The following is a 22,936-nucleotide window of genomic DNA, read 5'->3' on the forward strand; positions in this document are numbered from 1 at the left end:
CGGCGCTTGTTGCGGGCGTCAGTAGCGTTTTGCCATCGCGTCGACCGGCAGCGTGCGGATCTTGCTGGCGTGACCTGCGGTCCCAAAGGCTTCGAACCGCTGGCGGACAACGTCCTGCATCAGCGCCATCGCCGCTTTGAGGTATTTGCGCGGGTCGAACTCTGCCGGATCGTCGGCCAGTGTCTTGCGGATCGCGGCGGTCATTGCAAGGCGGTTGTCGGTGTCGATGTTTACCTTGCGCACGCCCGATCGGATGCCGCGCTGGATCTCTTCGACCGGGACGCCCCAGGTCGGTCTGATGTCACCACCATAGCTGTTGATGATCGCCTGAAGATCCTCAGGTACGCTGGACGATCCGTGCATGACCAAATGGGTGTTCGGCAGCCGGTGATGGATTTCCTCAATCACATGCATTACCAGAATGTCGCCGTCGGGTTTGCGGTTGAACTTGTAGGCGCCGTGACTGGTGCCCATGGCGATGGCCAGCGCGTCCACGCCGGTTTCCGCCACGAACCGCTCGGCCTCGGCCGGGTCGGTCAGAAGCTGGTCGTGCGACAGTTTCTCGGTCGCACCGTGGCCGTCTTCCTGATCGCCCATCCCGGTTTCCAAGCTGCCCAGAACTCCCAGTTCGCCTTCGACCGAGACGCCGCAGGCATGGGCCATCTGGACCACGCTGGCAGTGATGTCGCGGTTGTAGGCATAGTCGGCAGGGGTCTTGCCGTCATCTTTCAGGCTGCCGTCCATCATGACGGAGGTGAAACCGTTCTGGATCGCCGTGGCGCAGGTCGCAAGGTTGTTGCCGTGGTCGAGATGCATGCAGACCGGGATGTCGGGATACATTTCGGTCAGCCCGTCGATCAGCCGGGCCAGCACACGGTCACCGGCATAGGCCCGGGCGCCACGGCTGGCTTGCAGGATCACCGGCGCGTCGCAGGCCTTGGCGGCGGCCATGATCGCCAGCCCCTGTTCCATGTTCGAGATGTTGAAGGCGGGCACGCCGTAGGAATGATCGGCGGCATGGTCAAGAAGCTGGCGAAGTGTGATGCGGGCCATGGAATGTCCTATTGCGAAAGATAGCGGGCGATGGTGGCGACTTCGTCCTTGCAGCCGAAGACCAGGGGTGTGTTCTCGTGAGGACTGGCGGGCAGTCGGTCGAGGATCGGGGACAGGCCGTCCGTCGCAGCACCCCCGGCCTGTTCGACAAGAAAGGCGATGGGGCAGGCCTCGTAAAGGGTGCGCAGGCGGCCGTTCTCGTATCCCTTGCGGCGGTCGGACGGGTAGAGGAAGCAGCCACCCAGCAGCAGAATCCGGTGCAATTCGCCCACGGCGGCGGCAAGCCAGCGCATGTTGAAGTTGCGGCCGCGCGGGCCGTCCTTGCCAAGGCGAAGGTCGCGCGCCCAGGCTTGCAGGCCAGGATGCCAATGCCGTTCGTTCGAGGCGTTGTAGGCGATGGTCTTGGCCTGTTCCGGCAGGCGCAGGTTTTCGTGGGTCAGGCGGAAGCGAGACTGTGAGGGGTCGAGCGTGGCGATGTGGGTCCCGTTACCAGTGGAAAAGCCGAAGTCGCAGGAATGGCCGAAGGAGGCGTAGCCTGCGGCCCGGATGCTGCGGCCCGTGCGCAGGAAGCCCTCTGGCGCGGCGGGAAGGACTGTAAAGAGAAGGCCGAGCGGCGCGCCGATGCCGATGGAGCCGGAGCCGTCGATCGGATCGATCGCCACGTCGAAGGCGGCGCCGGGGTTCAGGGTGATGACCGCATCGGCTTCCTCGGACAGGACGCGACCAACGCCGGCCGCACGAAGGGCCGCAAGCATGTGGTCATGCGCGCCCACGTCCAGCGCCTTTTGCCGGTCGCCGCTGTCGTTCACCCCAACAATGGCCGTGGGGTCGCCGTAGATCCGCCCCTCGGCCAGACGGGCAGCAAGCGGCGGGACAGCCTGCGCGATGGCGCGGACAATCTCTGACGGGCCACCTTCGGGCAAATAGTCCTCTAGCGACGTGCCGGTGGGCGCGCCGTCATTCGGCAACCGCAGCATGGGGACCTCTCAAGGTTTGGAGTATTTGGCGTCGACGTCGTCGATGGCGTTGACGTTGCCCGCCGACTTGCCAGCGGCGTCAAAGTTCATCGTTTCAGCCAGCCAGGCATCGGCAATGGCCTTGGCCAGCTCCGTCCCGATCACCCGCGCGCCCATGGTGATGATCTGGGCGTTGTTCGACAGGGCCGCGCGTTCGGCGGAATAGGTGTCATGGGTCAGCGCGGCGCGGATGCCCGGAACCTTGTTCGCCGCGATGCAGACGCCGATGCCGGTGCCGCAGACGAGGATCGCGCGGTCGTACTTTCCGGCCTTCACCTCGTTCGCCACCCGGTCCGAGAGGTTCGCGTAGAAGGGGTCGAGCGCGTCGCCGATGCGGCTGACCTCGGTCACCTCGTGCTTGGTCTTCAGATGCTCGGCCAGCACCTTGGCCAGTCCTTCGCCCGCAGAATCGCCTGCGATTGCCAGTTTCATGTCATACCCTCACAGTTTGGCGGCGCATTTCGCCAGGATGTCGAGGTAGCCCGCGACATTCCAGGCCGAACGCCCGATGAAAAGCCCGTCGACATGCGGGCATTGGATAAGCTCTTCACAGTTCTGCGGATTGACCGAGCCGCCGTAAAGGCAGGCGACCTTGCGGTTCAGCACATCCTGCGCGACAGCGATGATCTCGGCATGGCGCGCGTCGGCATAGTCGCTGGTCGCCGGGATGCCGTTCACGCCGATGGCCCAGACAGGCTCATAGGCCAGCAGGATGTCAGCCTGTTTCTGCGCCCCGGTCAGTTTTGAGAGCGCACCCCGGACCTGGGTTTCCAGCACCTCCGGCGCGCGGCCCGCCTGCCGTTCGGCAAGCGTCTCGCCAATGCAGATCAGCGGGATCAGCCCGTGGCGGACGGCGGCCTCGGCCTTGAGGCCCACGGTTTCGTCCGTCTCGCCGAAATGCTCGCGGCGTTCGGAATGGCCAAGCTCGACGATGTCGAGCCCGCAGTCCTTAAGCATCACCGGCGAGACCTCGCCCGTCCAAGCGCCCTCATCCGCCCAATGCATGTTCTGCGCGCCGACCTTGACGCGGGTGGCCGCCAGCATCGCCTTGACCTCGCGGACCGCGGTTAAGGGGGGGATGACGAAGGGCTGGATGCGCGGGTCGATGGCGGCCCCGAGAAGCCCCTCGGCAAAGGCACGGGCCTCGGCCAGCGTCTTGTTCATCTTCCAACTGGTACCGATCCAGTGCGTCATGCGTCGTTCCTTGCGATGGTAAGCTTGATGCCCGCCCGGTCCATCGCCGCGCGGTCTTCTGGTGCAGGGGCGGCATCGGTGATGATGGCATCGAATTCGGTGAGGTCGGCCAGGACATGCAGCGCGGAGCGGCCAAAGCGTTTGTGGTTGATCAAGAGGCAGGTCTGCGCCGCCGCGTTCATCATCGCGCGCTTTGTCCGCACCACCTCGTCATCCATGTGGAAGGCGCGGCAGCCCGCGACTGCGGGGGTGGAGATGAAGGCAAGGTCCGCCCGCAGCCGCGACAATGCGCCCTCGGTCACCACGCCGAAGAAAGCGTTGTATTTGGCACTGTAGATGCCGCCGAGCGCGATGAGCGTTATGCCGATTTCGTTGCGCAAAACATCCAGCACGGCGGCGTTGTTGGTGATCACAGTCAGCGGGCGCTTTTCGACCAGCGTCGAGGCGAGAAGAGCCGCCATTGAGCCGTCATTGACCATCACGGTCATGCCCGGTTCGACAAGGCCTGCCGCCGCGCGCGCCATCCGCGCTTTCGCTTCGGCATCCTGCATCGCGCGGATGCGGAAGTCGCTTTCAAACTGGGTGCCTGATTCCACCGTCGCGCCGCCGCGAATCTTCCGCAAGAGACCCGCCTGCTCCAGATCATCCAGGTCGCGGTGCACGGTCATCTTCGACACCTGGAACCTTTCGGCCAAATCATCCAGGTCGACGGCGCGGGCCGTGACCAGAAGGTCCATGATCGCCTGCCTGCGTTCTTCGCGCTTCACGATTCCCTCCATCCCTGTTGCGCTTGTAACATGGAACGTCACACTGGCAACGCATTTTTTGGGATTTTGTTACATTGAAATGTGATTTGGGTTGAGATGTAACAGAAACAACGTTACGAACGGGTCAGCAGAGGAGGACCCCCGACATGACGCAGGCCGCCGGAAATACTGTCGACATCGCCGCCAAGGCAGCACTCGACCCGCAGAACTTCGCCCTTGCCAACTGCATCCGTGCACTGGCGATTGACGGGGTCGAGGCCGCGAAGTCCGGCCATCCCGGGGCGCCGATGGGCATGGCGGACGCGGTGACCGCGCTTTACCGCAACCAACTGAAGTTCGATGCGGCGAACCCCGACTGGCCCGATCGCGACCGGTTCGTGCTGTCGAACGGGCATGCCTCGATGATGCTCTATGCGCTTTTGCACCTGACCGGTTATCAGGACATGACGCTGGAGCAGGTGAAGAACTTCCGTCAGTGGGGCGCGATAACGGCGGGGCATCCGGAATACGGCCATGCCAAGGGGATCGAGACGACGACGGGCCCGCTGGGGCAGGGACTGGCGACGGCGGTCGGCATGGCGCTGGCGGAACGGCGGCTGGCGGCCGAGTTCGGGTCGGACCTGGTCGATCACTACACCTATGTCTTCCTGGGCGATGGTTGCCTGCAGGAAGGCATCGGGCAGGAGGCAATCTCGCTGGCGGGGCATCTGGGTCTGTCGAAGCTCGTCGTTCTCTACGACGACAATGCGATCACCATCGACGGGCCGACCTCAGTCAGCTTCTCGGAGGATATTGTGGCGCGGTTCCGGGCCTGCGGCTGGCATGTGCAGTCCTGCGACGGGCATGACGGCGCGGCGCTCACGGCGGCGATTGCGGCGGCGAAGGCTGAAACCGCGAAGCCTTCGCTGATCGCGATGAAGACGGTGATCGGGTTCGGCTCGCCCAACAAGGCGGGGACCTATGCGGTGCATGGGGCGCCGCTGGGGGCCGAGGAGGCGGCGGCGACCAAGGCGGCGCTGGGCTGGACCTCGGGGCCGTTCGAGATCCCGGCGGAGCTGATGGCCGAATGGCGTCGGATCGGTGCGCGCGGGTCCGATGCGCGCAAGGCCTGGGAGGCGCGGCTTGCCGCACGCCCTGACCGGGAGGAGTTCCTGCGCCGCTTGTCGGGCGACCTGCCGGACGGCTATGAGGCCGCGCTGGCCGAGGCAAGCAATGCGCTTTTCACCGCGCCGAAGAAGGCCGCGACGCGGAAGGCCAGCCAGATGGCGCTGGAGGCGCTGACGGCGGCGGTCCCCGAAATGATCGGTGGCTCGGCGGACCTGACGGGGTCGAACCTGACGCGGGTCAAGGCGGTGGACAGCCAGTACACACGTGAAGCCCCTGGCCGGTATATCGGCTATGGCGTGCGGGAATTCGGCATGGCGGCGGCGATGAACGGCCTTTGCCTGCATGGCGGGTTCATTCCCTATGGCGGGACGTTCCTGGTGTTCAGCGACTATTGCCGCAACGCGATCCGTCTCTCGGCGCTGATGGGGGTGGGGACGGTCTATGTGATGACGCATGACTCGATCGGGTTGGGAGAGGATGGACCGACCCACCAGCCGGTCGAGCATCTGGCGTCCTTGCGCGCGATCCCCGGCCTGACGGTCCTGCGACCGGCGGATACGGTCGAGACGCTGGAGGCCTGGGACATCGCGATCCGCAACCGCAAACGCCCGATGCTGATGGCACTCTCCCGCCAGGACGTGCCGCAGCTGAGGCTGGAGGCTGGGGCGGAAAACCTGACAGCAAAAGGTGCCTACGTGATCCGCCAGTACAAGCATGAGCGGGATGTGACGTTGATCGCCACCGGGACCGAAGTGGCGCTGGCGGTCGAGGCGGCCGAGGCGCTGAATGCCGAAGGTTACGGCGTGGCCGTCGTGTCGATGCCCGCCTGGGACCTGTTCGATGCGCAGCCGCAAGCTTACCGCGACGAGGTGCTGGGCACCGCGCCCCGGATCGCCATCGAGGCGGCGGGCAAGTTCGGCTGGACGCGCTATGTGGCCTCCGAGGCCGACGTGATCGGGATGCCGGGCTTCGGCGCCTCGGCCCCGGCCGAGCGGCTGTATCAGGAGTTCGGGATCACCAAGGCGGCGATCGTCGCCCGGGCGAAGGCGCTGGTGGGCTGACGGGTCGGCCTCTCAACCCAGCAGCGCGCGGGCGGTGGGTTCGTCGGTGATCAGGCCGGTCAGCCGCCCGCTTTCCAGCACGGCGCGGATGGCGGGGGCCTTGGCGACCGCACCCGCGATGGCGACGATCCGGGTCTTCGACGGGCCGTCGAGGTCAACCGCCAGCAGACGCGCGGTCAGCGTCGTCTCCAGCACCCGACCGCGGGCGTCGAAGAAGTTGCCCAGCATCTCGCCGACGCCGCCCGCCGCGTTGATCTCGGCGATCTCGGCGGGCTCGATCATGCCCGAGGCGACCAACTGCGCGCTTTCATCCGCCGTGCCGATGCCGACGACCTTCAGGGGCGCGGCGCGGGACATGTCGAAAATCTCCTGCACGCCGGGCTGGGCAAGAAGGACGGCCCGGTCTTCGGCCGAATTGGCAAAGAAGGGGACAGGCAGTACAAAGGCCCGCGCGCCGGTCTTGGCGGCCAGGTTGTGCATCACGTCATGCGGGTTGGCCGCGTAGTTCCGCGTCAGCCCGCCCAGAAGCGAGACAAAACGGACCCCGCCCGCCCCGAAGCGCGGCATGGCGGCAACAGCGGCGGCAAGCGTCCGGCCATGGCCAAGGCCGATCACCCCATGCCCGCCCTGTTCGATCTCGCGCCGCAGGAAGGCGGCCCCCGCCACCCCAAGCGCGCGTAGCGGCAGGCCCTCCTCGCCCAAGTCGGGCGCCACTTGCGCCTGCTCCAATCCGTAGCGGCGGCAGAGCGCGTCCTCAAGTTCTACGCAGTCGGCCATGGGACCGTCGACGGTGACCTTGACCATGCCGGCATCAACGGCCCGCGCGATCAGCCGGTGCGCCTTGACCGAGGGCACACCCAACCGCTTGGCCACCGCCGCCTGCGTGAGGCCACCCACGTAATGCAGCCAGGCCGCGCGGACGGCGAGGCTGATTTCCGGGTCTGTCTCGACGGGGTTTGGCATGTCCGCTCAGATGTTCAGGTCCTGCACACCGCTGTCGATGTGCGGCGCCCAGAAAGCCACGCTTTCCGCAATCTGAGCAATGACCTGACGGTCGTTCGGCTCGCGTTCCTTGAAGGAAAGTTCCAGGCAGATCTCATTGTCCTTGGCACCGCCTTCGGCGAAGGCTTTCAGAAGGGGTGCGGGCTGGATACTGCCCTTGGCGTTGAAGGCTGCGGTAAAGGGCCGGTGGCCGGACTTGTCCATCATCGACTGCTTGATGTGGATGATCGGGCTGACCTTGGGGACCGCCCGCGCCCAGGCATAGGGATCGGTGTCTTCGGGGTTGGGGCTGGAGACGTCGCCGTGGTCGATGTCGGCCATCATCCACATGGGCACCGCCATGTTGGCGGCCGTCAGCCGGTCCTGCAACGCCATGCAGGTGGCGATAGTCTCGCCAAACTCGCGGGCGACGCTCATCGGCTCCCAGAAGACATAGGAAAGGCCAGCGATCTTGGCGTGTTCGGCGACCTCGGCCCAGCAGTCGATGGCGATCTGCGTCAGCTCCTCGCGGCGGACAGGGTCGTCGAAATCCTGGTAGGTAAAGATGGCGAACTGCGTGCCGACCGATGTCCCACCCAGATCGGCGGTGATGTCGGCAAAGGTCTTGAACCAGTCCACATAATAGCGCCGCACGTCGGCATCGGGGTGGCCAAAGTGGTTCAGGCGGCCATAGGGCCCGGTCATGCCGCTGGTCACCCGCACCCCCATCCGGCGCAGGGCCGCCGCCATCTGCCGGGTCAGCCGCCGGATGACCGGCGCGGGCCAGCTGGGGTTCAAGAACTCATGCGTCAGTTGCAGGTCGCGGATCTTCAGGTCGCGCGCGACCGTGTCGATCAGGTCATCCGGGTCGGCGAAGCGGTTGACCAGCGGGTTGGTGTTCAGCGAAAGCGTCAGACCCATCTCAGGCGGCCCCCCGCTGCGCTTTCTCGGCAAGGTCGGTGGCGAACCAGTCGGCAAAGGCCTGCCGCTCCGCCTCGGTCAGGTGCAGCCGATGCTTGGTCCGCCGCCAAAGCACGTCCTCGGCGGTCTGCGCCCATTCCTTCGCGACCAGATACCGCGCCTCGGCCTCATAAAGATTGCCGCCAAAGTGCCGCCCCAGCCCGGCCAGCGAACTCGCAGCCCCCACGACATCCTTCGTCCGAGCGCCATAAAGCCGCCCATAGTGCTGCACCAACTTGCGCGGCATCCAAGGATAGGCATCGCGCAAGCCGTTGGCGAAGGTCTCGTAATCCGCACTCGGGATCTCTCCGCCCGGCAGCGGGGCGCTGTGGGTCCAGTCAGCCCCCATCTGCGGGAAGATGTGGCGCAGCCGGTGCAGGCCGCGTTCCGCCAACTCGCGGTAGGTGGTGATCTTGCCGCCGAAGACGTTCAAGAGGGGCGCGCCCCCGGTTTCGTCCAGGTCAAACACATAGTCCCGCGTGACGGCCGAAGGGTTGCCCTTGCCGTCGTCGAACAGCGGCCGCACGCCCGAAAAGCTGTGCAAGACATCCGACCGGCGCAGCTTTTCCTTGAAGTAGCGGTTCACGGCTTTCAGCAGGTAGTCGATCTCGGTCTCGTCTGCCGTCACTTCCTCGGCCCGGCCCTCATAACCGATGTCGGTAGTGCCGATCAGCGCCTTGTCGCCTTCATAGGGGTTGATGAAGATCACCCGCTTGTCGGTGTTCTGCACCAGATAGGCGTTCGCCCCCGACCACCATTTCGGCACGATGATGTGGCTGCCCTTCACGAGCCGCACGTTGCGAGTGGAGTTTGACCCGGCCACGTTGTTGATCACCTGGCTGACCCAGGGGCCGGCGCAGTTGACGATGCAGCGGGCGCGGTAGGTCTGTGTCTCGCCGGTGATCGCGTTCTTCGTGACTACCGTCCAGCCACCATTCTCGCGCCGGGCAGAAACCGCCGGGCTGCGGGTCAGGACCAGCGCGCCCTTCTCGGCCGCGCCCACGGCGTTCAGCACCACCAGCCGCGCATCATCGACCCAGCAGTCGGAATATTCAAACCCGCGCTTAAACTGGTCCAGGATCGGCGCGCCCTCGGGATCGCGCCGCAGGTTCAGCGTGCGGGTGCCGGGCAGCTTTTTCCGGCCCCCAAGATGGTCGTAAAGGAACAGACCCAGCCGGACCAGCCATGCGGGGCGGTCCTGCGGGCTGTGCGGCAGGACAAAGCGCATGGGCCAGATGATATGGGGGGCGGCGTTCAGCAGCACCTCACGCTCGATCAGGGCCTCGCGGACCAGGCGGAACTCGTAGTACTCCAGATAGCGCAGCCCCCCATGCACCAGCTTGCCCGAGCGGGACGAGGTGCCCTCGGCCAGATCGTCCTTTTCGCAGAGCACGACCTTGAGGCCGCGGCCCGCCGCATCCCGCGCGACGCCCGCGCCGTTGATGCCGCCGCCGATCACGAAAAGATCGACCATGTCATTGTCAGTCATCACTTGTCTCCAGAATGCGCGGCAGCCTCGCGGGCTCGGGCCAAAGCCTCCCAGACCGGGGGGCTGGCGCGGCGTGCGGCAAGGAAAGCGGGGAAAAGCCGGTCGTAGGTGGCGACCAGCGTCGGATCGGGGGATTCGGGGGCGCTCAGAAGCGGCGTCACCCATTCGGCAATGCAGGCGTTCATGTTCGGATAGGCACCGATCGCGACAGCAGCCATCATCGCGGCCCCCGCGGCCCCGGCCTCTTCCCGTGCAGACGTGCGCACCCGCGCATTGATCGCCGAACCGAGAATGCCCCGCAGTCCCTTCGAGCGCGCGGCTCCACCGGTCAGGCGCAGCTCGCCCGGCAAGGACCCCATCGCCGCGTAGCAGTCCCGCATCGCCATCCCAAGACCTTCGCTTACCGCGCGGACAAGGTCGGGATAGCGCGTGGCCATCGATAGGCCGAAGAATCCGGCGCGGGCCTCGGCGTTGACAAAGGGGCCGCGCTCGCCCGCCTCGGAAATATAAGGGAGGAAGCCAGTCAGGCCAGGCTGGGTGGCAGAGAGCCACTGATCAACACGGGCGACGAGGTCGCGGTGGCTGGCCTCGTGCCCGAAGTCGCGCAGGGCATCGGCGGCCAAGGACAGGACCCAGTCGACATTCAGCGTCGCGGCCATGTTGGTCTGGACCTGGGTCACGATGCCCGGCACCGGCAGGCAGATGACATAGCCCGTACCTTCGGCATTCAGATGCACGTTCTGGAACGGCACCGCCCGCATGTGAACGCCAGTAGAGCCAACCGTCGAACAGGCCACATCGCCCGCCCCGCCATGCACGCCCGCGCCAAGCGCCGTCATCACCATGTCCACAAACCCCAAGCTGACCGGCGTTCCCGCGCGCAGGCCGGTAGCTGTGGCGGCTTCGGCGGTCAGGGGATGGGTGGCTTCGGTCCCGTCGACAATCTCGGGCAGAAGGGCGCGCCGATGCGACAGGCCAAGCGCGTCGATGACCGTGTCGTCATACTGGCGGTTGCGGAAGTTGCCGAAGGTAAAGCTTGCCTCGGACGGGTCGGTCGCGCGGATGCCGGTGAGGTTGAGGTAGAGCCAGTCCTTGCAATGCAGCGCGACTTCTGCCCGGTCCAGAAGTTCGGGGTGATGGCGGTCCATATGCGCCATCTGACTGCCCTGCTGGCAAGTGTTGAGGCCGGTGCCAGTGGCCTCGAACCGCGCGCGGTTCAGCGGGCGTGCGGCAAGCCGTGACACCGTGGGCGCCGCGCGGGCATCAAGCCAGAGCCAGGCATCGCCAACCGGCGCGTTGTCGTGGCCGACCAGCCAAGTGCCGTCGCCCTGTGCGGTGACGGACAGGGCAGCTGTGCGGGTGGCCAGGCGCGGCACGTGGTCGCGCAGGCCGCGGATTGCAGCGGCGCAGTCATCCCAAGTCTGGATCAACGGCTGGGTGACCCCGCCGTCGCCCCGCGTCTGGTAGCGGTTCGGGGTCGCCGAAACAGCAAGCTGCCGACCTGCCAGATCAAAGGCCACGGCCTTGATGACCGAGGTTCCGGCGTCGATCCCGATGATCACGTCTGGGTTTGACATGCACGCTCCTCCACGCCGCGCGCCTTGCGGCAGCGCTTTCGATTTATACCACTAATATCCCATGAGTGTAGTATTATTTTGCAGACGGCGTAAAAAATTTCCGGTAAGATCGCAGGATACTGAGAAACTCGCCCTTGGCAGACTGATCGGGAAGTTTGCCGGGCCAAAGCTGGTTGCAGCCTTGGATTGCCGGCTGCGGGTTGCGCTATGCCTTGGAAAGGCTGGATTTTCTGCATTGCGGCGCAAGGTCGTGCCGCGCGTGCGACAAGTTCGATGGCGATTCGCCCGCACCGTCGGCGATCATTCAGGCGCCCTTCAGAGGCTGATGAACGGCCAAGGGAAACCTCGGGCATATCAAGCGTGAAGAAGAGGCTTGACGTGATAACTAAGTTAGATTTATCACATTGTAATGCTCAGGCATCCGGCAGGCGACTCGAGGAGGAGACGCTGAACCGGTTCTAAGGGGGGAGGACAGCATGACAGCAGGTGACCGTTCGCAAGTCCCGACCGTCGCCGCGGCCATCCTGGCCCGCGTTCGGAAGGAGTGACCACGATGACCGAAGCCGCCGCCCTCGCTCCGAAAGCCCCTACATCCTCGCGCAAGGGCCTTTACCTTGCAGCTGCCGCCGTCATCGCCGTTGTCGCTGCGATTGCTGCCGATACAACAGTGGTGCATGTGGGCTCCGAGGCGGATGTCCGCCAGCAGGTCTTTTCGCCCGACGCGTTCGGCGACACGGAATTTCCGCGCATCCAGACCTATATCACCGATAAGGCCGTTGATGGCGTGACCATCGCCCCCGAGGTGTTGGCCGACAAGGTTGCGGCGGGCAAGAAATACGGCACCGTATCGTCGACCGGGTCCATCGTTATGGTCCGGCTGTCGGGGGTTCTGGGCGAGGGCAAGGCAGGGAACTACGACCTGGCTGTCGATGGGATGCCGCCCGACATCAAGGTTCGCGTGCAGACCGGCCCGGCAATCAACGGCACCGACCTGCGCGATGCGCCGGGGGACATCGAATTCGGTTCGTTCAAGAACCAGATTGAATACCAGGACGCCGGATCGGGCATCAACCGGTCGATGAAGAAGGCCGTGCTTGACGGCATCGACACCGCGGCCCTGACCGGGAAGACCGTTGAAGTAGTTGGTGCCTTCCGTCTGGGCAATCCGAAGAATTGGCTGATTACCCCGGTTTCGGTGGTGGTGAAATGACCAGCCGCGTTGATATCCCATCTGCCAATCCCGATGCACGCGAGGTGGTCCTTGCCGCCCGCAATGTTGCAAAATCCTATGGTGCCATCCACGCACTGAAAGGCGTGAACTTCGACATCCACCGCGGGCAGGTCACAACGCTGTTCGGCGAGAACGGCGCGGGCAAGTCGACACTGATGAAGATACTTTCCGGGGTTATCCAGCCGACCAACGGCGAGATCATCCTGGATGGCCAGCCGGTCCGCTTCCAGAACTCCACCGACGCGCGCAACCGCGGCATCTCGATCATCCACCAGGAACTGAGCCTGGCCCCCAACCTGTCGGTTCGCGACAACATCTTCATGGGCCGCGAGATCAAGGGGCCGATGGGTGTCGACTTTGCTGAAGAGGAACGACTGGCCCGCAAGCTGATGCAGGAGTTGGAGGAAGAGATCGACCCGCTGACCCCGGTCGAGGAACTTCGCCTTGGCCAGCAGCAGATCGTGGAAATTGCCCGCGCCCTGTCGGTCGATAGCCGCATTCTGATCATGGATGAACCGACGTCCGCCCTCTCGGCCACAGAAGTCGAGGTGCTGTTCAAGGTGATCCGCGACCTGACAGCCAAGGGCGTGAGCATCGTCTATATCAGCCACCATCTGGAAGAGGCGCTGCAGATCACCGACCACGCGGTCGTGCTGCGCGACGGCACGATGACCGCCTATGCGCCCCGCGCCGAGATCGACCTTAACTGGATCGTCCGCAACATGGTGGGCGAGAATTACGATCTCGGTAGTCCACCCGACGTCACGATGGGCGAGGTCGCCCTGTCGGTCCGCAGCCTGACCGTCCCGGATCCGAAGGGTGCCGATTACAACGTCGTCGACCGGCTGTCGCTGAACGTCCGCAAGGGCGAGATCGTCTGCATCTATGGTTTGATGGGGGCGGGACGGACCGAGTTGCTGGAGACCGTCGCAGGTCGCTTGCGGGCGGGTGCGGGGGAAGTGGTGCTGGAGGGTGTCGAAATTTCGCACCTGACCATCGCGGAACGGATCGCGCGCGGGTTGGCCCTGGTGCCAGAGGACCGGCAGCGCGATGGCTTGGTGCAGACGATGAGTGTTGGGCAGAACCTTTCACTTGCTTCGATCGCGAGTTTCACCAAGGGGCTCTTCACCAATCGCAAGGCTGAAGACGCACTGATCGACCGAACGATCCGCGAAGTTACGGTCAAGACATCGGGCGGCGGGGCGGCCATCGGGTCGCTGTCGGGCGGGAACCAGCAGAAGGTGGTCATCGGCAAGATCCTGGCCACAAGGCCCAAGGTCATCCTGCTGGATGAACCCAGCCGCGGGATCGACATCGGAGCCAAGGCTGAAGTGTTCCGGCTACTCGCCGAGGGCGCAAAGCAGGGGCTGGCGGTGGTTTATTCCACTTCGGAAGTCGGCGAGTGCCTGTCAGTCGCGCACCGGATCATCGTCATGCACAAGGGCCGCATCTCGGCCGAGTTCGACGCAAACGCCTCCAAGGAAATGATCATGGCCGCCTCGGGCGAGTCCGTGGCCGCATAAGGACCTAGTCATGTCGGATACCAGCATGTCCCGCAAAAGCGCCAACAGCCTGAACATCGGCCGCCTGCTGCTGGAGGGCCGTGCCTTCTTTGCCCTGATCGCCATTATCGCGGTGTTTTCGTTCCTGTCGCCGAACTACTTCACGGTCTCGAACTTCCTGATCATGGCCAGCCATGTGGCGATCTACGGCATCCTGGCCATCGGGATGCTGCTGGTCATCCTGAACGGCGGGATCGACCTGTCGGTTGGTTCGGTCCTGGCGCTGTCGGGCGTGATGGCCGGAGCGATGATGCAGGGCGTCGAGGTCGGACCGCTGGGGATGATCTTCTACCTTCCTGTCTGGGGTGTGGTCGTCGTGACCTGCGCCATCGGTGCGCTGGTGGGTGCGGTCAACGGTGTACTGATAGGCTGGTTCAAGGTCCCGGCCTTCGTGGCGACGCTGGGGGTGATGTATGTCGCGCGGGGCGTGGCGCTGCTGCAGACGAACGGCCTGACCTACAACAACCTGTCGGGCAAGCCCGAACTTGGCAACACGGGCTTTGATTGGCTGGGCTTCAACCGCCTGGCGGGCATCCCGATTGCAGTGATCGTGCTCTTTGTCCTGGCGGTGCTGACCTGGCTGATGCTATCGCGGTCATCCTTCGGCCGCTGGCTATACGCCTCGGGCGGAAACGAGCGGGCGGCGGACTTGTCCGGCGTACCGGTCAAGCGGGTGAAGATCACGGTCTATGTGATCTCGGGCGTGCTGTCGGCGGTCGCGGGGCTGGTCCTGTCGTCGCAGCTGACATCGGCCGGCCCGACGGCCGGGACGACCTATGAGCTGACAGCGATTGCCGCAGTCGTCATCGGTGGCGCGGCGCTGACCGGAGGTCGAGGCACGGTGCTAGGCACAATGCTGGGCGCTTTCGTGATCGGTTTCCTGTCGGACGGGTTGGTGATCATTGGGGTCTCGTCCTACTGGCAGACCGTCTTTACCGGCGCGGTGATCGTGCTGGCCGTCCTGATGAACTCGATCCAGTACGGGAAGGGTGCGCGCCGATCCTGACTGATGTGAACTTGCCGCCCGGGTCCGGCAGGAGGCCGGCCCGCGCGGAAAGCCTGCCCTTCAAACGGCAAACCTACCAACCATCCAAAGGGAGTGAGACCATGCTGAAACTGACCCGCCGCACGCTGATGGCCGCCGTCGCCATCACGCCCTTGATGTCCTTCGCCGCCACCGCCGAAGGCCTGATCTCGATCATCATCACCGACCCGGCCAACCCCTACTGGCTGACCGAAGGCGATGTCGCCAAGGCGACCGCCGAGGGCCTGGGCTACGAGGCCAACGTCTCGGCCCACAAGGGCGACACCAACACGGAATCGACCCTGATCGACACCGCCATCACCAACAAGTCGGTGGCGATCATCCTCGACCCGGCGAACGCTGACGGGTCGATCGGGGCGGTGAAGAAGGCTGTCGATGCAGGTATCCCCGTGTTCCTGGTGAACGCCGAGATCAACCAGGAAGGCCTGGCCAAGGCGCAGCTTGTGTCCAACAACGCGCAGGGCGCGGCATTGGGCGCCGAGCAGTGGATCAGCGTCATGGGTGACAAGGGCACCTATGTCGAGCTGTTCGGCAACCCGGCCGACAACAACGCCGCGACCCGCTCGAATGGCTATACGACCGTCATCAGCCAGTACCCGGACATGGTACAGGTCGGCAAGGAAGTGGCCGACTGGGACCGCACCAAGGGCTACCAGAAGATGCAGTCCCTCCTGCAGGCGAACCCTGACATCACCGGCGTGATCTCGGGCAACGACGAGATGGCGCTGGGTGCCATCGCGGCGCTGAAAGAAGCGGGCAAACTGGAAGGCGTCAAGGTCGGCGGCTTCGACGGCTCGCCCGACGCGGTTGCTGCGGTGAAAGCCGGCGAGATGGCCTATACCGTCCTGCAGCCGGTGGCCGTGTTCGCAGCGGAAGCTGTCAAGCAAGCCGACAACTTCATCAAGACCGGTGAAACTGGTGCAGCGACCGAGAAGCAGTTGTTTGACTGCCTGCTGATCACCGCCGAAAACGCTGACAAATACACGGCAGCCTTCACGCTGTCGGAATAAGACCTCCCGGGAGGGGTTGCAGACCCCTCCTCACTTCTGCGGCGGCCTTCGGGTCGCCGCAGTTTCTCTCTTGCCAGGGGACGGGTTTTCTTGCCTGCTCAATCGCAAAGGGGATCCGATCAGGACAGGGGCAGACGTGACCGAAACCAGGGCAGCAGATGACCAGGCACCGGAATGGCTGGGGGGTGACCAATTGCCCGCCGACAGCCGCCACGCCCGCCAGATCGCCCGCCGCCAGATGATCGCCGAGGCGGTCATGGCCGAGGGAACGCTGCGGATCGAAGATCTGACCGAACGCTTCGGCATTTCGCTGATGACCGCCCACCGCGACCTTGATGAGCTTGCAGGCCGGGGGTTGCTGCGCAAGTCGCGGGGCCTTGTATCGGCCGCGCCCACCAGCCTGATCGAGGCGTCGGACGTCTACCGCCAGTCGCGCCAGTCTACCGAGAAACGTGCCATCGCCGCCGCCGCTGCCGCTCACGTCGAGCCGGGCCAGGCGATCTTTCTCGACTGCTCGACCACCGTCCTGCAGATGGCCCCGCATCTGTCGGCCAAGGTGCCGCTGACCGCGATCACCTATGCCCTGCCGATGATGAACACCCTGCGCGAAGTGCGCGACATCACCCTTCTGGGTCTTGGGGGGCAGTTTCACAACTGGTGCAACGCCTTCCTGGGCCACATCACCACGATGGAGATCCGTCGCCTGCGCGCAGATGTGGCGTTTCTGTCGCTTTCCGCGATCACCGACGGCCTTGCCTTCCACCAAAGCCCCGAGATGGTCGAGACGAAGCGCGCCATGTTCGACTGCGCGTCAAAGCGGGTGCTTCTGGCCGACCACACCAAGTTCGAACGCCGCGCGCTGCACGCGATGTGCGCTCTGGAAGAGTTCGACGTGGTCATCATCGACGACGAGACCCCGCCGCGCACCATCGACGCGATCCGCGCACGGGGGGTGAACGTGGAAATCGCCCCGCGCCTGCCCGAGCCGGGGAATGGCTGAGCCCTGCCTCCTTGGCATCGACAACGGCCTGACGATGACCAAGGCCGTGGTCTTCGACGCGAAGGGCCAGGTCCTCGCCACCGCCCGCCGCCGCATCGCGCAGGCCATTCCCGAGCCGCGCCACGTTGAACGCGACATGGCGGCACTTTGGCGGGCCGCGGCGGAGGCCATCCATGAGGCCTTGGAAGTTGCCGGTCGCCCGGAGATCGCTGCCGTCGCCGCTACGGCGCATGGCGACGGGCTCTACCTCCTCGACCGCGCCGGCCAGCCACTCGGTCCCGGCATCCTGTCGCTGGACAGTCGCGCGGGCACCATCGTCGCGGGATGGGATGCCAATGGCATCTCTACCGCCGCGTTGCCACTTTCGGGACAGATGCCCCATGCCTCGGCCCCTTCGGCGCTGTTGGCTTGGATCCGGGACCACCAGCCCGAGCGTTTCGCCCGGATCGGCCATGTCCTCGCCTGCAAGGACTGGCTGCGGTTCTGCCTCACCGGGACCATCGGCACCGACCTGACCGAGGCGAGCACTTCGTTCACCGACGTCACGACGCAGGACTGGACCAGTGAGGTGCTGGACCTTTACGGTCTTAGGTCGCTGCGCAACGCGCTTCCCGCCGTGACCCGTCCGGACGACGTCGTGGGGCGGGTAAACCCCGAAGCCGCCGCCCTGACCGGCCTTCGCCTCGGCACCCCGGTCGTCGCGGGGCTGCATGACGTCACCGCCTCGGCGCTTGGCATCGGCGGGCACAGTGCGGGTCGGATCGCCATCGTCGCGGGGACTTATTCGATCAACGAAACCGTCTCGCACACCCCGAAGACCGACCCCCGCTGGTTCTGCCGTAACGGGTTGCACAAGGGCGAATGGAACAACATGGCGATCTCGCCCGCTTCGGCGGCGAATTACGATTGGTTCCTCGACACCCTAACCGGCACCGACCGCTCCCGCGCGGAAGCCGAGGGACGCTCGATCCACTTGCTGGTGGAACCCGAAGTCCATGCTGCGCTCGACCGCGTTTCGACCGTCCTGTTCCATCCCTACCTCTATGGCTCGCCGCACGGGCCACAGGCCAGCGGCGGTTTCCTGGGCCTGCACGGCTGGCACGTCCGGGGCGACCTGATCCGCGCCGTGATCGAGGGCATCGCCTTCAATCACCGGGTCCATCTCGACGCCCTGCGCGAGGGCTTCCAGTCGACCGAAGCCCGCCTGACCGGGGGCATCTCGGGCAGCCCGCTCTACTCCCAGGTGTTTGCCGATGCACTTGGCCTGCCCGTCACCGTAACGCACACCGAAGAAGCTGCCGCCTGGGGTGCCGCACTTTGCGCCGGGGCTGGGGTCGGCCTCTTCCCGGACCCGACCGCCGATCCACGCGACCTTGCGGTGACGACCTACACACCGGACCCTACCCGCAGTGCTGCGCTTGAGACGCGCTTCCGTCTGCACTGCGACATCTCCATCGCTCTCTCGCCCCTCTGGCCCCGGATCGAGGCGCCGTGACCGAAGCGAGAGACATCGACGTCCTCATCCTTGGCGCCGGGATCAACGGCGCAGGCCTGTTCCGCGACCTATGCGAGCAGGGCGTCACCTGTGCCATTATCGACAAGGGGGACTTCGGATCAGGCACTTCCGCCGCCCCTTCGCGCCTGATCCATGGCGGCATCAAGTACCTGGAAACCGGCGAATTCAGCCTGGTCGCGCAATCCACGCTGGAGCGGAACCTTCTGCTGCGCAACGCTCCGCATTACGTGAAACCACTTCCCACGGTCATCCCGATCTTTTCTTGGTTGAAAGGTGTCTCCGCTGCTCTGCGCACGCTCTTTGGTTCGACCACCGCGCCGCGCGCGCGGGGGGCCGTGCTGATCAAACTCGGCCTCGCGATGTATGATTTTTACGGTGCACGCGCACGGGTCATGCCGCGCCACCGGCTCTGGTCCCGTCGCAGGGCCCTGACCGAAATCCCGTCCCTTACGCCGCGGATCGTCGCCGCCGGAACCTATTTCGATGCAATGGTCACCCACCCCGAGCGGCTTGTGCTGGAATTGGTGCAGGATGGCCTTGCCGCCAACCCTGCTTCGGTCGCGCACAACTACACTTCCCTCATGCAGACCGATGGCAAAGTCCTGCGGTTTCAGCCAACCGACCGTCCTCCTTTCGCCCTCCGCCCGAAGATCGTTGTCAACGCGGGCGGGCCATGGATCGACAGGGTCAACGCGCAACTGGGCCTTGAAACGAAATTCATCGGCGGCACGAAAGGCTCGCATATCCTGCTTGACCATCCCGGCCTGATACGCGCCCTGAACGGCCGGATGATCTATTTCGAGGCCGATGACGGCCGGATCTGCCTGGTTTTCGACTATCTTGGCCGAGCGCTTGTCGGGTCAACGGACATTCGTGCTGCCGACCCTGAGACCGTGGCATGTGATGATGAAGAGATCTCCTACTTCCTGGACAGCCTCCGCAGCCTGCTGCCGGGGCTGACCTTCGATCAAGGCCAAGTCGTGTCCTGCTACTCCGGCATCCGGCCCCTGCCTCGGTCCGATGGGACAGCCGCTGGTTTGATCAGCCGGGATCATTCGGCCCCGGTTGCCGAAGCCGAAGATGGGCGCGACTGGCCCGTCATTTCGCTGGTTGGCGGAAAGTGGACGACGTTCCGGGGCTTTGCCGAGGAAGTCTGCGACACTGTCCTTGCACGCCTGTCACGGCCTCGTCAGATTTCGACGAAGGACTTGCCTATCGGCGGCGGACGGGATTTCCCCGCCGATCCGGAGGTTTGGGCGCACCAGACTGCAGCTGGAGGTCGCCTTTCCACCGACCGACTGATTACCCTTCTGGGCCGCTATGGCAGCACAGCCGGGACGATCGCCTCGTCTGATGTTGGCACAGCCCCTTTGGACCCGCAAGGCGCGTGGACCGAAGGCGAAATCGCGTGGATCGCGGCGCATGAGCATGTGCAGCATCTTGCCGACATTGTCCTGCGACGCACACCGCTAGCCTTGACTGGCGGATTGACCGGTTCGCTGTTGGATCGGATTGCGGGGGTATTGGGCAAGCAACAGGGTTGGACCGATCAGCGCGTTGAATCCGAGCTGAAAACGACACGCAGAGAGCTGCAAGAGCGCCACCGGATCGACGTGGATGGTTAGTTCTTCGATTTGAAAGCATCCGTCTGATAAGAATAGACGCTGCCACTCGCGCTCTTGCTTGCGGAGTCGGCTGCGGGACCCAGTACTCGAGCATGAAAGATCGCCGAAGTGCTGGACGTGATGGTAGCCTTGGACAAGGAAGGAATAAGCATGATCTGCGTCACACACGAAATGGGCTTTGCCCGCAGGGTGGCAGATCGCGTGATCTTCATGGATAAGGGCGAGATCATTGAGGAGGTCCCGCTCGAAACTTCATCGGCAAGCCGCAGAATGAGCGCACGAAGTTGTTCCTGTTGCAGGTCCTCGGGCACTAGCTTTTCACGAACCGTCCTCATCGAGGGATTTCTCCTGCCAGAACAGCCTCTCCATGCACCGCGAGGATCGCAGCAAACTTTGGGCATCTGAACTCTCGAGCGACCTCGATGACACGTGCATCGTAGGCAGTTGGACCGATCAACTTGAATAGATCCGACGCGTGAAACTGCCAGTTCTTGCTGGGTGCAGCGGCAATAAGTCGATGCAGTTCCAGTTCTTCCGGCGTGGATGACCGCTTCAGTACCGCAAGCACATTTGGTTTCGCAACAGCATCGGGCGAAGTCCGCCACCGGCGCATGAAGCCCAGAAGAAACCCCGCGGGCACAGCTGTATTCCCCCGAGCTCTGTTGAAAGCAAGGAAGCGCTCCCAGATGACCTGCGTATCGACGTTCCAGCAGGCGAGCGACGCCTTCGCAGCCTTGATCAGGCCCGCCCAAGGTGTGCGGTAGACGTTGGTCCCTGCATCAATCTCGATCCTCCCTGCAAAGATAGTTTTGTTCTTAGACTCTCTAGATAGTGATGTGTCGCCTGCGGCTGACACGACATCTGGCGGCGCATCAGCATCCTTATGCCGCCCGAAGCTGAACAGCCACGGCGCATACTTGCCATTGGGCTTCCACCGGACCAGCGCCAATCCTGACGCAGCAAGCTCGACCAAGAGAGCCGTCAGATGTTGCCGCGAAACCCCCATCTTCTCAGCGAGATGCGCCAGCGTGAACGCGGCCGTGCCGCGTACGAGCCCATTGTAACCGTCCTTCCAAGCAATCCCGTCGAGGATGATCGTCGCGAGCTTGTGCGCCGACGTAGAGAGTGGGGTTTCGGTGATGCGGCGCAGGATGGCACCGGTCGTGAGTTCCATGATGTATCGTTCCGTCTTGGGGCGACACCAGACCGCGAGGTGTGCAAATTTTCGTTCCGGCAAAGGCATTTGCCGGTTGAATGGACCCAAAGCTCGCGCTAGATTCCCACTACCACGAGGAAATCAGTGCGGCGTCGGGCCTATGGTCTGGCGTCGTTTCTGTTTCTAGGGGTTGCGTCTTTCGAGCGTTTCGGTGGAGAGCGGTCGTGCAGGCTGTCAGTAGTGAACCTCTTCGTGGCCGTAGCTGCCTTCATAGTCACGCCACTCGACGAAGACAGACCGGTGCCAATAGGAACGGCAGTCCGCCGGCACGGCGAGATCTGAGGCGGTCGGAACCGCAGAAACGCTGCTCCGGCGACGGCTGTAGTCGCCTTGAGCGCCATAGGTGCCCATGTAGACCGATCCCCAGCTGTTGCAGTCGCCGTCAGAGTTGCGTCGTTGCTGGTAGGTGATTTCGAACACGCGGATCGAGCGGACGAAGTCAAACGCCGGATCGGAAATATCGACATCTGCCCGATCCTGGACGAGCTGAAGTGGCATCGGCGTTTTCGGGATCGAGATAAGCGGAACCGGCCCGCCGCGCACGGCGATGTCGAACAAGCGCTCAAGCGGTTTCGCCTCGCCGCGGAAACTCGCCCGCATCGGGCAGTTCCAGATTTGCAGCGGTGGCTCGACCGGCCATGGCGTGATCCGGGCAATGAAGACGGTGCGGGCATGGGCGCATTCGGTCGAGGCTGGCCAGCCGCCTGCGAGGCAAAGAAGGATCGCGCAATCGACGGGGTAGGCTTGTGCCGGAGCCGCAACAGAAAGTGACATGGCGGTTGCTGCGAGGGCGGCCGCAGCTCGTAGTCTTGTCATGGGAGTTTCCTTGTGAAGATGCCAGGAGGGGAAGGGCAGGGGGATCTGAACACGCGCGATCAACCGTCCGGATCCTGGCCAAGAGCCTGGTAGTCGCGGATCGCGCGGTTGATCTCTTCGGACACCTCGGCACGCGCAGCTTCGAGACAGCGCAGATAGGCCTGTGCGTCATCGAAGTAGGCCGAAAACTCTTGCCCGATCTCCGTGCGATATTCCGCACGCGTGGCAGCATCGGTCACCGGTGCAGGCGGGACCGGCGGCAGGCAGTCCAACGCCGTTTCACCCTGAGCAACGCCGCGGACAGGCATCGTGAGCAGGGCGGCGGCGACGAGGCAAGCGCGTCTGGAGCGGGGAAGGGGCATGCACGGTCCGGGGGTTTCAAAACATGTGCATGAATTGCAAAACACCGCTATTGACGCAACAGGATTCTACCGATAGGTGAGCGCCATGTTGTGCGACGACATGTTTCTCATCAGCGCAACATGCACTATGTTCTGCCGGAGCGTGTTGCTTTCGGAAGGTGCCAACCCATGAGGAACTTGACCCCGGTGATCTTGCAGGCCGGACTTAAGGAGGCCCTGACCGAAGGCGGCATCGTCGAAGCCCTCTGTGTCGAGGACGCAAAGAAGGTTCTCAATGTCTGGCAAGGCACCTGGCGCATCCAGTTGCGCCTTGGCGACCAGACAGCCCTTCTGGTGATCTCGCGCGGG

21 protein-coding genes and 1 pseudogene are annotated in these 22,936 nt (G+C 64.3%); 10 read left to right on the top strand and 12 right to left on the bottom strand.

Annotated features, from left to right (window positions below; all coding sequences use genetic code 11):
- Positions 1 to 18: 18 nt before the first annotated feature.
- The 5 genes from fba to Q8M85_RS13280 are packed head-to-tail and all read right to left on the bottom strand — an operon-like array spanning position 19 to position 4,030.
- Entirely contained in the window at positions 19 to 1,053 is a 1,035-nt protein-coding gene (gene fba / locus Q8M85_RS13260) for a class II fructose-bisphosphate aldolase (RefSeq protein ID WP_305545358.1), read from the bottom strand.
- Positions 1,054 to 1,061: 8 nt separating this feature from the next.
- Positions 1,062 to 2,030, bottom strand: a complete 969-nt coding sequence (locus Q8M85_RS13265; protein ID WP_305545361.1) for a class 1 fructose-bisphosphatase — start codon at positions 2,028 to 2,030, stop codon at positions 1,062 to 1,064.
- Positions 2,031 to 2,039: 9 nt separating this feature from the next.
- Complete coding sequence (locus Q8M85_RS13270) at positions 2,040 to 2,501, bottom strand: RpiB/LacA/LacB family sugar-phosphate isomerase (RefSeq protein WP_305545364.1); 462 nt, start codon at positions 2,499 to 2,501, stop codon at positions 2,040 to 2,042.
- A gap of 9 nt (positions 2,502 to 2,510) precedes the next feature.
- Complete coding sequence (locus Q8M85_RS13275) at positions 2,511 to 3,263, bottom strand: triose-phosphate isomerase (RefSeq protein ID WP_305545367.1); 753 nt, start codon at positions 3,261 to 3,263, stop codon at positions 2,511 to 2,513.
- Complete coding sequence (locus Q8M85_RS13280; RefSeq protein WP_305545370.1) at positions 3,260 to 4,030, bottom strand: DeoR/GlpR family DNA-binding transcription regulator; 771 nt, start codon at positions 4,028 to 4,030, stop codon at positions 3,260 to 3,262. Before Q8M85_RS13280 ends, Q8M85_RS13275 begins: the two co-directional genes overlap by 4 nt.
- A 146-nt stretch (positions 4,031 to 4,176) precedes the next feature.
- Here Q8M85_RS13280 and tkt point away from each other — a divergent pair, with 146 nt between their 5' ends.
- Positions 4,177 to 6,198 (top strand): transketolase, encoded by a 2,022-nt coding sequence (tkt, locus tag Q8M85_RS13285; protein ID WP_305545373.1) that lies wholly within the window; start codon positions 4,177 to 4,179, stop codon positions 6,196 to 6,198.
- 12 nt (positions 6,199 to 6,210) lie between these two features.
- On the opposite strand, the gene Q8M85_RS13290 is transcribed toward tkt, so the two are convergent.
- From Q8M85_RS13290 to Q8M85_RS13305, 4 genes are read right to left on the bottom strand one after another with little or no spacing between them, the layout of a single operon-like run.
- Positions 6,211 to 7,161 (bottom strand): sugar-binding transcriptional regulator, encoded by a 951-nt coding sequence (locus Q8M85_RS13290; RefSeq protein ID WP_305545375.1) that lies wholly within the window; start codon positions 7,159 to 7,161, stop codon positions 6,211 to 6,213.
- 6 nt (positions 7,162 to 7,167) lie between these two features.
- Positions 7,168 to 8,100 (bottom strand): sugar phosphate isomerase/epimerase, encoded by a 933-nt coding sequence (locus tag Q8M85_RS13295; protein WP_305545378.1) that lies wholly within the window; start codon positions 8,098 to 8,100, stop codon positions 7,168 to 7,170.
- A gap of 1 nt (position 8,101) precedes the next feature.
- Positions 8,102 to 9,628 carry a glycerol-3-phosphate dehydrogenase gene (locus tag Q8M85_RS13300; RefSeq protein WP_305545381.1) on the bottom strand — a complete coding sequence of 509 codons (1,527 nt, stop codon included), beginning with the start codon at positions 9,626 to 9,628 and terminating at the stop codon, positions 8,102 to 8,104.
- Positions 9,628 to 11,205, bottom strand: coding sequence for an FGGY-family carbohydrate kinase (locus tag Q8M85_RS13305; RefSeq protein WP_305545384.1), 1,578 nt, complete (start codon positions 11,203 to 11,205; stop codon positions 9,628 to 9,630). Before Q8M85_RS13305 ends, Q8M85_RS13300 begins: the two co-directional genes overlap by 1 nt.
- Positions 11,206 to 11,758: 553 nt before the next feature.
- Here Q8M85_RS13305 and Q8M85_RS13310 point away from each other — a divergent pair.
- The 8 genes and pseudogenes from Q8M85_RS13310 to Q8M85_RS13345 all read left to right on the top strand — a co-directional run.
- Complete coding sequence (locus Q8M85_RS13310; protein WP_305545387.1) at positions 11,759 to 12,415, top strand: DUF2291 family protein; 657 nt, start codon at positions 11,759 to 11,761, stop codon at positions 12,413 to 12,415.
- Positions 12,412 to 13,959 (top strand): sugar ABC transporter ATP-binding protein, encoded by a 1,548-nt coding sequence (locus tag Q8M85_RS13315; RefSeq protein WP_305545390.1) that lies wholly within the window; start codon positions 12,412 to 12,414, stop codon positions 13,957 to 13,959. Before Q8M85_RS13310 ends, Q8M85_RS13315 begins: the two co-directional genes overlap by 4 nt.
- 25 nt (positions 13,960 to 13,984) lie before the next feature.
- Positions 13,985 to 15,004, top strand: coding sequence for an ABC transporter permease (locus Q8M85_RS13320; protein WP_305545393.1), 1,020 nt, complete (start codon positions 13,985 to 13,987; stop codon positions 15,002 to 15,004).
- A 101-nt stretch (positions 15,005 to 15,105) separates the two neighbouring features.
- On the top strand, positions 15,106 to 16,053 hold the full coding sequence (locus Q8M85_RS13325; RefSeq protein WP_305545396.1) for a D-ribose ABC transporter substrate-binding protein: 948 nt from the start codon (positions 15,106 to 15,108) through the stop codon (positions 16,051 to 16,053).
- Between the two features lie 136 nt (positions 16,054 to 16,189).
- Complete coding sequence (locus tag Q8M85_RS13330; protein WP_305545399.1) at positions 16,190 to 17,053, top strand: DeoR/GlpR family DNA-binding transcription regulator; 864 nt, start codon at positions 16,190 to 16,192, stop codon at positions 17,051 to 17,053.
- Positions 17,046 to 18,548: an FGGY-family carbohydrate kinase gene (locus Q8M85_RS13335; protein ID WP_305545402.1), complete on the top strand. Its 1,503-nt coding sequence runs from the start codon at positions 17,046 to 17,048 to the stop codon at positions 18,546 to 18,548. The genes Q8M85_RS13330 and Q8M85_RS13335 overlap by 8 nt, the downstream gene beginning before the upstream one ends.
- A complete protein-coding gene (locus tag Q8M85_RS13340) occupies positions 18,545 to 20,194 on the top strand; it encodes a glycerol-3-phosphate dehydrogenase/oxidase (RefSeq protein WP_305545404.1) in 1,650 nt (549 codons plus the stop codon). Before Q8M85_RS13335 ends, Q8M85_RS13340 begins: the two co-directional genes overlap by 4 nt.
- Positions 20,195 to 20,293: 99 nt before the next feature.
- Positions 20,294 to 20,508: pseudogene (locus tag Q8M85_RS13345) on the top strand (amino acid ABC transporter ATP-binding protein); the annotation flags it as partial.
- Positions 20,509 to 20,525: 17 nt separating this feature from the next.
- On the opposite strand, the gene Q8M85_RS13350 reads toward Q8M85_RS13345, so the two are convergent.
- The 3 genes from Q8M85_RS13350 to Q8M85_RS13360 all read right to left on the bottom strand — a co-directional run bounded on the left by Q8M85_RS13350 (position 20,526) and on the right by Q8M85_RS13360 (position 22,588).
- A complete protein-coding gene (locus Q8M85_RS13350) occupies positions 20,526 to 21,368 on the bottom strand; it encodes a hypothetical protein (protein WP_305545406.1) in 843 nt (280 codons plus the stop codon).
- 216 nt (positions 21,369 to 21,584) lie between these two features.
- Positions 21,585 to 22,226 carry a hypothetical protein gene (locus tag Q8M85_RS13355; RefSeq protein WP_305545408.1) on the bottom strand — a complete coding sequence of 214 codons (642 nt, stop codon included), beginning with the start codon at positions 22,224 to 22,226 and terminating at the stop codon, positions 21,585 to 21,587.
- 59 nt (positions 22,227 to 22,285) lie between these two features.
- Positions 22,286 to 22,588, bottom strand: coding sequence for a hypothetical protein (locus tag Q8M85_RS13360; RefSeq protein ID WP_305545410.1), 303 nt, complete (start codon positions 22,586 to 22,588; stop codon positions 22,286 to 22,288).
- 168 nt (positions 22,589 to 22,756) lie between these two features.
- On the opposite strand from Q8M85_RS13360, the gene Q8M85_RS13365 reads away from it, so the two are divergent.
- On the top strand, positions 22,757 to 22,936 hold a 180-nt coding region (locus tag Q8M85_RS13365; RefSeq protein ID WP_305545412.1), incomplete at its 3' end, for a hypothetical protein.

The organism is Tabrizicola sp. (assembly GCF_030694085.1).
In the GTDB taxonomy this organism is placed as follows: domain Bacteria; phylum Pseudomonadota; class Alphaproteobacteria; order Rhodobacterales; family Rhodobacteraceae; genus Tabrizicola.

What these genes read in the sequence shown, in the direction of transcription:
- Q8M85_RS13320 (WP_305545393.1), top strand. Translation starts at nt 13,985, where the DNA reads ATGTCCCGCAAAAGCGCCAACAGCCTGAACATCGGCCGCCTGCTGCTG.
- Q8M85_RS13295 (WP_305545378.1), bottom strand. Translation starts at nt 8,100, where the DNA reads ATGGGTCTGACGCTTTCGCTGAACACCAACCCGCTGGTCAACCGCTTC.
- Q8M85_RS13350 (WP_305545406.1), bottom strand. Translation starts at nt 21,368, where the DNA reads ATGGAACTCACGACCGGTGCCATCCTGCGCCGCATCACCGAAACCCCA.
- Q8M85_RS13275 (WP_305545367.1), bottom strand. Translation starts at nt 3,263, where the DNA reads ATGACGCACTGGATCGGTACCAGTTGGAAGATGAACAAGACGCTGGCC.
- Q8M85_RS13325 (WP_305545396.1), top strand. Translation starts at nt 15,106, where the DNA reads ATGCTGAAACTGACCCGCCGCACGCTGATGGCCGCCGTCGCCATCACG.
- Q8M85_RS13300 (WP_305545381.1), bottom strand. Translation starts at nt 9,628, where the DNA reads ATGACTGACAATGACATGGTCGATCTTTTCGTGATCGGCGGCGGCATC.
- Q8M85_RS13315 (WP_305545390.1), top strand. Translation starts at nt 12,412, where the DNA reads ATGACCAGCCGCGTTGATATCCCATCTGCCAATCCCGATGCACGCGAG.
- Q8M85_RS13335 (WP_305545402.1), top strand. Translation starts at nt 17,046, where the DNA reads ATGGCTGAGCCCTGCCTCCTTGGCATCGACAACGGCCTGACGATGACC.
- Q8M85_RS13305 (WP_305545384.1), bottom strand. Translation starts at nt 11,205, where the DNA reads ATGTCAAACCCAGACGTGATCATCGGGATCGACGCCGGAACCTCGGTC.
- Q8M85_RS13265 (WP_305545361.1), bottom strand. Translation starts at nt 2,030, where the DNA reads ATGCTGCGGTTGCCGAATGACGGCGCGCCCACCGGCACGTCGCTAGAG.
- fba (WP_305545358.1), bottom strand. Translation starts at nt 1,053, where the DNA reads ATGGCCCGCATCACACTTCGCCAGCTTCTTGACCATGCCGCCGATCAT.
- tkt (WP_305545373.1), top strand. Translation starts at nt 4,177, where the DNA reads ATGACGCAGGCCGCCGGAAATACTGTCGACATCGCCGCCAAGGCAGCA.
- Q8M85_RS13290 (WP_305545375.1), bottom strand. Translation starts at nt 7,161, where the DNA reads ATGCCAAACCCCGTCGAGACAGACCCGGAAATCAGCCTCGCCGTCCGC.
- Q8M85_RS13310 (WP_305545387.1), top strand. Translation starts at nt 11,759, where the DNA reads ATGACCGAAGCCGCCGCCCTCGCTCCGAAAGCCCCTACATCCTCGCGC.
- Q8M85_RS13360 (WP_305545410.1), bottom strand. Translation starts at nt 22,588, where the DNA reads ATGCCCCTTCCCCGCTCCAGACGCGCTTGCCTCGTCGCCGCCGCCCTG.
- Q8M85_RS13270 (WP_305545364.1), bottom strand. Translation starts at nt 2,501, where the DNA reads ATGAAACTGGCAATCGCAGGCGATTCTGCGGGCGAAGGACTGGCCAAG.
- Q8M85_RS13355 (WP_305545408.1), bottom strand. Translation starts at nt 22,226, where the DNA reads ATGACAAGACTACGAGCTGCGGCCGCCCTCGCAGCAACCGCCATGTCA.